Raw genomic sequence first — 8,382 nt, forward strand, 5'->3', positions numbered from 1 at the left:
GCCCCAGGCGGTGCGCCTTGCCCATGCAGGGCTGGCTTGCCGTCCTTCCCACGCTGATGCGCCGATGACCGCTGAAACGTGTACGAGCAATCCGTGTGCTGCGTAGATGCCGGACGAGATTTGTCGTACGCGGTTCCAGGACCCGGGCACCGAACCGGGCTTCCATTGCTCGGGTCTATCGTCATGCTCTGCGGTCTCGCCGACACCTCAACCCACACATCCCGTGCGGTGGCCCGGCTGGTGATCGTGCGCCAGTTCGTGACCCAGAACCACTCAGGCAACCCCACCAAGCCCGCCGATCGCCGTGGCGGTGCGGTGTGCACTCTCGGCGCAGGAACCGGCATCTGCGCCCAGTTCGTCATTGCCAGTTGCGCGGATGAAACCTTGGGCGCCTTACCGCCCTCAGGTTCGGGTGCGCACACGACCTGCACGTACTCATTGAGTTCCTGGCAATCCCGCGGTCCCACTGCGTCAGATTCGTTGAGCGGATGATCAGCCGAGTGCGATCTCGGTCTGCGGCTCGGCCCGCTTCTTCCAGGAGAATTGGCGCCGTACTCGTATCCGTGAATGTTCGCTACAGGTGGTAGCGGATCCGTTGGGGGCGACATCGGGCTAGTGATATTGACTGAAAGTGAGCCTGCAAGGAGAACGCTGACCGTAGCGACGTACATCTCTCAGCAGCCTTCACCAAGCGATATTATTTTGACGACCCGCCATTGCCCATCGCTACCTTTGGACAGGTGCGCCTTGACTCCTTCCTTTTTGAGGCCACGGTTCACCTTCTTTTGTGTGCGGGAACTCTGTAGGCCAGCATTGCTGGCGTCCAGGCAGTCGTGCAGGATTGCTTTGTTGCCATCGATCTGGACGCTCTGCACATGCGGGATGGACTTCCCGTAGGAAGTCAGGTGCTCGGCCTTCAGTTGCCTAACGCGATTGATTACTCGCGACAGTTGGGGATCGGACATGTATCTCGACAGCTCTTGTTCCCGGATATCTGCCGGGAGGGAGTCGGCGGTATCCAACTGCGCAACAACGTTTGTATAGGCGGTCGTCGCAGCCTCATCGTCGGGAGGCGGGGACGTTGGGGGCATGGTGCGGATCGAAGGCAGCGTGGCCGTACGGCCCTCGGCATCGCAGCCCGTCAGCAGGAGCGCAATGCCAATGGTGCCGGGAAGGCAGAGTTGAGCGGCCACCCGCTGGGGGATTGCGATCAAGTTCCTGCCTCCATGCGTTTGATCGTTCTCGGTGCTGCTGCAGAGCTGCCGCAGCAGCACCGAGAATGCAATGTCGAGCGATCGTAGATGCGTACAGTGGGGCTCGCATCCTTGTCCCGCCGTGAAGAGGGTAAATCTCCGGACGCCTACGGCCAAAGGCGAATGCATTCGTATCGGAATATGGCGGTATGTACACAATGCGAACCATGGGGCAGTGCACCCGGATGCCGGAATGGTGCAGTTTTCTCCTCACATCCCGGGTGGAACAGCGGAGTCGGCGGAAACCCGGCCGTCCTGAACGGCTGCGACGAGCCGGGCCTCGGCAGCGTGCCGCTGCTTGTACAGGCGTTTCGCCGGCACTCCCTGAACCCGGGCGTACTCCTGGACGGAGGTGCCGTCCAGCCGCGTGGCGATGATCAGTTCGGCGGCGGCAGGGCTGAGGACCCCTTGGCGTGCGGCGTCCAGGAGCAACAGCACCGGGTCCACGCCGGCCGCGACCGCACGGTCGGGCAGTTCGCGCGGGTCACACGGAAGGTAGCGGGCCTCCCTGCCACGAGCGCGCAGAGCGCCCTTGCGAGCCCAGAACATCAGGCGTGCGGCTACGTGCGGACGTGAGGTGTCGATACGCGCCACCTGAGCGACGAACTCGGTCAGCAGCTCCGAGACGATGTCGTCAGCGAGGTGGCTCGGGCTGGAGCGAATGATGCGGGCGGCGATGCTCTTGAGGCCGGGCATGGCCATTCCGACGCAGCCCACCACCCAAGAGGGCTCTCCGGTCCGTGCCCGGCGGATGAGTTCACACCACACCTGGTCCTTCAAATCGCTGGATGCGGAGCGCTCCAGCAGCAGGTCCCGCAGCGCACTCAGGTCGACCGGTCGCGAAGGCAGGCCGTGCCCGATCACTCGGCCGTCCACCGTGAGCGGGCTGGGGCCTGTCGTCAGCAGCCGGAAGGAGTCCTCGGCCACGGTCAGCGCGTTGCGCGACCGGAACGCACCCGTGTTGGCCGGGCGCTGGTCATTGGCGAGGTGGTGGTTCATGCCGTCCCCCGAAAGGTCGTGATGGATCGATGACCCAGGTGTCCACCACGGCATGTGCAGATCATGAACAGTTCATGGGCGGGACGCCGTGCACACGAAGTGTTCATGATGTGTTAGAAACGGCCCTGACCTGCGATGACACCCTCATCGCGACGTTCTTTCGTCCAAACAGGCAAAGTTGGTCGAGTGTTTAAAACGGCCGCTGCCTGGCCGTTTATCCGCAGTAAGATTTCTTCGGTAAAGATCTCAGAGGGGCTGACGACCCCTGTCGGGGACTCGCTTGCTCAGGCCCTTCTCATACCTGCATGCGAACTTCTGCCCGATTTGCATCGGGTCTGGTTGTGTGCTGCTCCGAGCCGTTGTCGCGGTGAACTGGCGCGCGGGCTGGGCCTGGACGACCCGGCGAGGCGTTTTCGGCCGCCGGCGTTGCCGGTCCGACGCGGGCCATGGTTCAAGCGGGCGAGCGGGAAGGCCCTTGAGGACGAGTTGCTCCATGCGGTGTCCTTGATGCTGCCGGAAGCATCCCGATGCGCCGGCCGGTCTTGCTGTCACCCTGCTCCACTGCACGAATGTTCCGCAGCACTGACTGTGTGTGCCTCATGAACAAGCAGCAGCGCCTGTTACTGGAGTGTTCACGAAGTGCTCATAATCGCTGTGACCTGCGATGTTGTCGTCGACGGGTGGTGTGCAAACGGTGGAGGTCGTGCTCGATGAGTGCTCGGCTCCCGCCGGATGGCCCGGGGTTGCGCGGTTGACGGGCATGCCGGGCTGCGGGACAGCCACGGTGAGAGGCAGGAACCGACATGTTGCAGTGCGGCGGCTTGGGGACGGCTGATGGCGAGCAATAGGGACCAGGGCCCGGACGAGGCGATCGGGGCGAGTGACGGGCCAGATGGCGAGGGCAGGGAGTCGTTCGCCTCGCTGTTGGCCGGGTGCCGGTTCTCGGCTGTGCATTTGGAGCAGAGGGACGTCTATACTCCCGCCGACCCGGACTTCTTGAGGTGGCGGGACGGTGACCATTTCGACCCGGTCGAGCGGTGGCAAGGATGGATCGACCTCCTCGCGCCCGTGGTGGCCCGTGGGGTGTCGATCCGCCGGCTACGTATCGTGTCCGTGCCGGTCACCGATTACATCCGCTACGAGTACGGGGTGACGCCGATGAATGTGGCGGCGGGTGAGTCGGTGCGCTGGCTGCCACGGCGGCGGGCGTCGGATCTGGCGCTGCCGGGTAACGACTACTGGGTGTTCGACGACCGGGTCGTGCAGTTCAACCACTTTGCCGGAGATGGCTCGTCGCTGGGCCCTGAGAATCGTGGCGAGCCGTCCGTGGTGTCGCTGTGCTTGTCGGCATTCGAAGCAGGATGGAAGCGGTCGATTCCACACGCGGACTTCGAACCGACCTGATAGTTGGGGCCTTTATCGAGGTTCAGCCCTGCTCGGCAATGTCGGTCTCGGAGGGCTGTTCCAGTTGGTGGCCGTGTCGTCATTTCGCAAAGTGGCGAGCCGGTGAGCGACTTCTCGCCGTGCCCAATCGGCGCTCGGAGCTTTGCGGATGTAGGGGCTCAGCCCGCTGAGTTCACGGACGTGTACGAGCACCTCGAAGCCTGCACAGGTACGCACGTCCCATCCGTAGGCGGCTGTGAAGGCATCAAGATCCTGCTCAGTGTGGCGGTTGAACCGGCGGCGCATGTAGTGCGGCTGGATCAAGTCCCACTCGCGAGGGCCATGGGCGACGTGGTCCCAGTCGCCGAGCACGGCCTCGCCATTGCGGACCCGGATGAGATTATTGGTGTGGGCATCTCCGTGGATCAGCCCAGAGGGGAGCACGCCGACCAGTTCCGTCCAGGCGGTGCGGATCTCATTGATTCGGGTGAGCAGCCATAATCTATCTCGATCGCTCATGGCATTGGGGTGGCGTTGGGCTGCCTCGGCGACGCTGCCCAACGGGTCGGTCATCAGTTGCACCTTGAACGGCGGGACCGGCTGGTCGTGGAGCGCCCGGAGTATTCGGCCGAGTTCCGTGCCGGTTCCCGGTGGCCCGTCACAGACCTCGAGCAGCCGCCACATCGACACCGTGTGTGTGTCGATGTGGAAGGGATCGGCATCGGCGGGCTCGGTGCAGGGGAAGCTGCGGCTGGCCAGCCATCGCGTTACCGCGACGGACTGGGTGACCCTGTCGAACGCCTTGGGATTGCCGGCGATGCGAACGACCATTCGTGCTGCCGGCAGCGCGATGACGGTGTTGCTGTGCTGCCCCACCAGCCGAGCATCGTCTGTCGGGATTGCGTACCGCGCGCTGACGGCGTCAAGGAGGAACTGGATCTCGTCAGGAAGGGCTGCCATGGACGGTTACCTGCGGCTCACCGGGCGCAACGAGCCAACACCGGACGCGCGGCCTCGTATAGTTCGGCGACGGCTGGCTGATCCTGGTGAGGTCGGAGGGCGTCGAGCACTTCGGTGACCCGTAGGCAGACACGGCGCGAGGAGATCTGAGCGGCGAGTGCGAGGAGCTCTTGGCCGCGGACACAGGCTTGTTCGATGTTCAGGCTCTGCGCGTGTGCGATCGAAAGGACGCCGAGAGTGAAGGCGCGGGGCCGTGGTTCGGTACGGATGGCCAGGCTCTGCTCGGCGGAGCGGACAGCATGCCGTCCCATCCCAAGGTTGACGTAGCAGCGGGCCTCCTCGTGGCGCAGATGCCCGACTCCGTAGGCGCTGATCCAACTGGGTTCGGTCGTCGTTCCGGTTCGCTCGTAGGCGTCCCACACATCGCCGAGTACGCGCTGGGTGCGTGCACGGTTACCGGTCAGCGACCATGCGAGAGCGGACTTGGTCGTCAGGAAGGCCCGCCCGAGCGGAGGGACCGCGCGAGCAATGCCGGCGGCGCCTTCGGTGTAGGCCAGCGCCTGGTCCACGTATCCCGCTTTCTGGGCGGGACGACGGGCGAGTGCGGCTTGGTGCATTTCATGCTCCCCGCGCCGTGACAGGACCCACGCCGTTAGAGACGGGTCGCCGGACTCGTTAGCCATGCTCGCGGCCCGGCCCAGCAGCGTGAGTGAGGCGTCCGGCCGGTCGGTGTCCAGATTCATCGCCGAGACGCGCAGAGTGAACTCAGTGGAGACCGCGAAGAGCCGTCGGCGGAGGGGATCGGATGCGTGTCCACGGAGCCGCGGCTCGATGACGTCGGTGAGGTATTCGGTGGCCTGCCGGCGGATGCGGGTGCCGCCGAACTGTCGATCAGAGGTCATCAGCGCCGCGAGCATGCCACGGATCGCCTCGACGTCCCCCTCATTGGGATTGGGTGCGGGTGGCATTTGAGGCCCGTCCTCGAACAACTCGTCGTCACTCATGCCGAAGGCCCGGGTGTACAGGATGCGGTAGCGCTCGGTGACCCGGACGACATCGCCCTTCTCCCACCGCTCGATGTAGCGGCGCAGGCTCCGGACGCTCGGCATCTTGTGGGGATAGTCGGCTGCGTCGCGCAGCTCCTGGGCCATGCGGGGGATGTCCCATCCCCTCGTCCGCCGTTCACGGCGCAGCCGAGCCCGAACCTGTGGGGTCGTCTCATAGGGCATGAGCCTGCACCTCCCTGTCTGTCGGCTGCCGGGCGAACGCTGAAGATGTCGCAAGCTGTCGAACATTGTCGTCTAGAGCTGTGGCGCCCACCACAGATTCACTAACGGTGACCAGATCGCCACACCATACAGAGAGCCGGTCATCGTGCACCGATTCCCAGAGGACCAGACGCGGCAAGCCGTCGAGCGCCTGCGCGCCGACCTCCCGTGCCAGACGATCGCCCAACCAGAGCCCGGGTCGGGCATCGCTCTGGGCGTCGGCGTCGAGCGGATGATGGTGCGGCTGGTGACCGTCCTGAGAGCAAGCACGATCAAGGTTGCCCATCTGGTCCATGGCCAGGTCCTTCCGAGTGCTTGTTGCAGCGTGTGCGGCGACAGGGAGAAGGCGCTACCACCGCGTTTGGTGTTGGCATCCAGATGAATGAACAGGACGGCTCTCCCGCGGCTCCGGAAGATACGTCTTTCGATCTGCCGCTTGTACCCGCCATCCAGGCTTCCCCAGAACGGATAAGGCTGGCATCGCTGCTGGCTTTGCAAGAGCGATTCCCATATCTGTGTGCTTGGTACGGACGGTCCACGCGGCATTGGTGGGCGCTGCTCGGCGGTCAGCTAGTGGAGCAGGAGACGGCGGATGCGCTTGCAAGGCAGGTCGCTCGTTGGAGAGCCGGCGGCCCGCTCTGAACCGACGATTCGGTTCCCTGTTTTGCCAGATCTATGCACAGCTTGCTTGACGCCATGAATAGAGGCGAGCGCTGATTGTATTCGTCCGCCCGCTTCAACGGCCGTATGAGCGGCAGCGGGCGGCCAAACGACAAGGGGAATGGAAAGTGGAAAAGAAAAGCTGGGGCATGTGCTCTCCCGGCGACTGGCTGCGGGGTTCGAGGCCGATGCAGTGGCGTCGGGTCTACCCGGGCCGTGCCGACCAGGTGCATGCGGCGCGTGTGTTCGCCGCGACACTGTTCGAGGGGACCGGCCGTGAGGAGGACGTGGCGCTGGTGGTGGCTGAGCTGTCCACAAACGCCGTCCGGCACTCGCGGTCGGGGGGCGAGCGGGGCTGGTTCGGCCTGGAGGTCACGCTGGCCGAGATCGCCTACATCGCGGTGACCGACCTGGGCGGGGGCTGCGTGCCCACGATCCGATCCGAGACGCCGGGGTGCGAGCCGCGGGTGGGTGGCTACGGCCTGCTCACGGTGTCCAAACTGGCTCTGACGATGGGGGTGCACGGTAGTCCCGAGGACGGCTTCACCGTGTGGGCCGACATGGACCTGCGCCGCCACGCCCAGAACGGCCCGGGGCAACCGGTGACACTGGCGTCATAGGGAGGGCCCAGCCTGCTGTTACCAGGCTGGCCCCTCAAGGGACAGCGTAGAAGAACGCTGCTTGCGTCGGGAGGCCCCGTTCGCAGACCCGCCATCGCGGGCCTGCGAACGGGGCTCACGCGTGTCTGGATCCGGCGGGTGTGAATGACTGGTCGGCGTCGGCGGTTATCGCTGTTCCGGTCTTCTTTTCGGGGTTCTGTTCAGTCTTCTTTTCGGGGTTCTGCCTATGAGTAGAAGGTGCAACCCTCGGCGTCTGGGCAGGTCATAGGGGTGGTGCATATTCTTTTCGTGGCCCCGACTCGTCACCAGGACGACCCCTGGTAATAGCTTGCGATGTGGGTCCTGGTTCCCCTCTGGCCTCTGCTTATGGCCTCTGGCCAGCTTGCCGCCGCTCCCTCTCTCATCGATACACCGCATGCAGGCCGGCCCGCCTGCGACGGTTCAGCGCAGGGCCGTCCGCGCCCGAGGCGCGAGGTCGCCGTCGCCCGATGAGTCGAAAAGGCGAGAAGAGGCGCGAAACGCCTCACATGAGGCCGCCATCGGGCCGCTCCGCCGCGCCTTTTGATGCACGGGACTCCGAAAGGTGCGTGCGTGATGAGGTGCCCGGTCATGAATCGATGCAAATCTCCTTCACCGTCGGGTGGGTTTAGTGGGTGCGGGCGGGATTGGTTAGGTTGTTCAGCCGTTGAGGTGAATAAAAAAGTGGCCGAAGGTGCTTGCCTGGTGGCGTGGCATCGAGAAATGGTCGAGCTCCCGATGAACGGGAACGGCGCCGGAAATCCGGTCGCCGGTCACATCGAATGGGAGACGAAATGGCCGCGAAGAACATCACCGGAAATGGCGCCACCGGGAACGGCGCCACGGGCAACGAGAACGCCGGAAACAACGCCGCCGCTGTCACGGGCGGGGCGCGCCCGTCCGGTGCGGCTGGGGACGTGTGGGACGCGCTGACGGGCAACCCCGGCGCGACCGTGACCGCGCTGGCCGAGGCGTCGGGTGTCAGCCGCGCCACCGTCACACGGACGCTGACCACCCTGGAGCGTGACGGACGCGCCGCCCGGACGCGCGGCGGTCGGGACGGCGGGAAGCGCCAGCCCGACACCTGGCACCCGGTCACCGCCACCACCGACGACACCCCGGACGCACCGACCCTGGACGCACCGACCCTGGACGCACCGACCCCGGACGCACCGACCCCGGACGTGCCGACCGGCGACGCGGACACCACCACCGACACCC

Annotated in this window: 8 protein-coding genes; 3 read left to right on the forward strand and 5 right to left on the reverse strand. The window is 65.1% G+C overall.

Annotated features, from left to right (window positions below; genetic code table 11):
• Nucleotides 1-674: 674 nt before the first annotated feature.
• On the reverse strand, nucleotides 675-1,274 hold the full coding sequence (locus tag ETD96_RS35910; protein ID WP_138640927.1) for a hypothetical protein: 600 nt from the start codon (nucleotides 1,272-1,274) through the stop codon (nucleotides 675-677).
• 189 nt (nucleotides 1,275-1,463) lie between these two features.
• Nucleotides 1,464-2,252 carry an RNA polymerase sigma factor gene (locus ETD96_RS35915; protein WP_138640928.1) on the reverse strand — a complete coding sequence of 263 codons (789 nt, stop codon included), beginning with the start codon at nucleotides 2,250-2,252 and terminating at the stop codon, nucleotides 1,464-1,466.
• 834 nt (nucleotides 2,253-3,086) lie between these two features.
• Here ETD96_RS35915 and ETD96_RS35920 point away from each other — a divergent pair.
• Nucleotides 3,087-3,656: a DUF6879 family protein gene (locus ETD96_RS35920; protein WP_338072639.1), complete on the forward strand. Its 570-nt coding sequence runs from the start codon at nucleotides 3,087-3,089 to the stop codon at nucleotides 3,654-3,656.
• Nucleotides 3,657-3,668: 12 nt separating this feature from the next.
• On the opposite strand, the gene ETD96_RS47125 is transcribed toward ETD96_RS35920, so the two are convergent.
• The 3 genes from ETD96_RS47125 to ETD96_RS35935 form a co-directional block, all read right to left on the reverse strand.
• The gene (locus tag ETD96_RS47125; protein WP_240808480.1) at nucleotides 3,669-4,595 is read right to left on the reverse strand and encodes a phosphotransferase family protein; all 927 of its coding nucleotides are present in this window, start codon (nucleotides 4,593-4,595) and stop codon (nucleotides 3,669-3,671) included.
• A gap of 17 nt (nucleotides 4,596-4,612) precedes the next feature.
• Nucleotides 4,613-5,746: an NsdA family TPR-like regulatory protein gene (locus ETD96_RS35930; protein WP_138640930.1), complete on the reverse strand. Its 1,134-nt coding sequence runs from the start codon at nucleotides 5,744-5,746 to the stop codon at nucleotides 4,613-4,615.
• A gap of 67 nt (nucleotides 5,747-5,813) precedes the next feature.
• Nucleotides 5,814-6,158, reverse strand: a complete 345-nt coding sequence (locus ETD96_RS35935) for a hypothetical protein (RefSeq protein WP_138640931.1) — start codon at nucleotides 6,156-6,158, stop codon at nucleotides 5,814-5,816.
• Nucleotides 6,159-6,711: 553 nt separating this feature from the next.
• On the opposite strand from ETD96_RS35935, the gene ETD96_RS35940 reads away from it, so the two are divergent.
• Both ETD96_RS35940 and ETD96_RS47745 read left to right on the forward strand, forming a co-directional pair.
• On the forward strand, nucleotides 6,712-7,143 hold the full coding sequence (locus ETD96_RS35940) for an ATP-binding protein (protein ID WP_138640932.1): 432 nt from the start codon (nucleotides 6,712-6,714) through the stop codon (nucleotides 7,141-7,143).
• Nucleotides 7,144-7,955: 812 nt separating this feature from the next.
• On the forward strand, nucleotides 7,956-8,382 hold a 427-nt coding region (locus ETD96_RS47745), incomplete at its 3' end, for a helix-turn-helix domain-containing protein (protein WP_171069391.1).

Origin of the sequence: Actinomadura geliboluensis, from assembly GCF_005889745.1 — a bacterium.
Lineage (GTDB): Bacteria > Actinomycetota > Actinomycetes > Streptosporangiales > Streptosporangiaceae > Spirillospora > Spirillospora geliboluensis.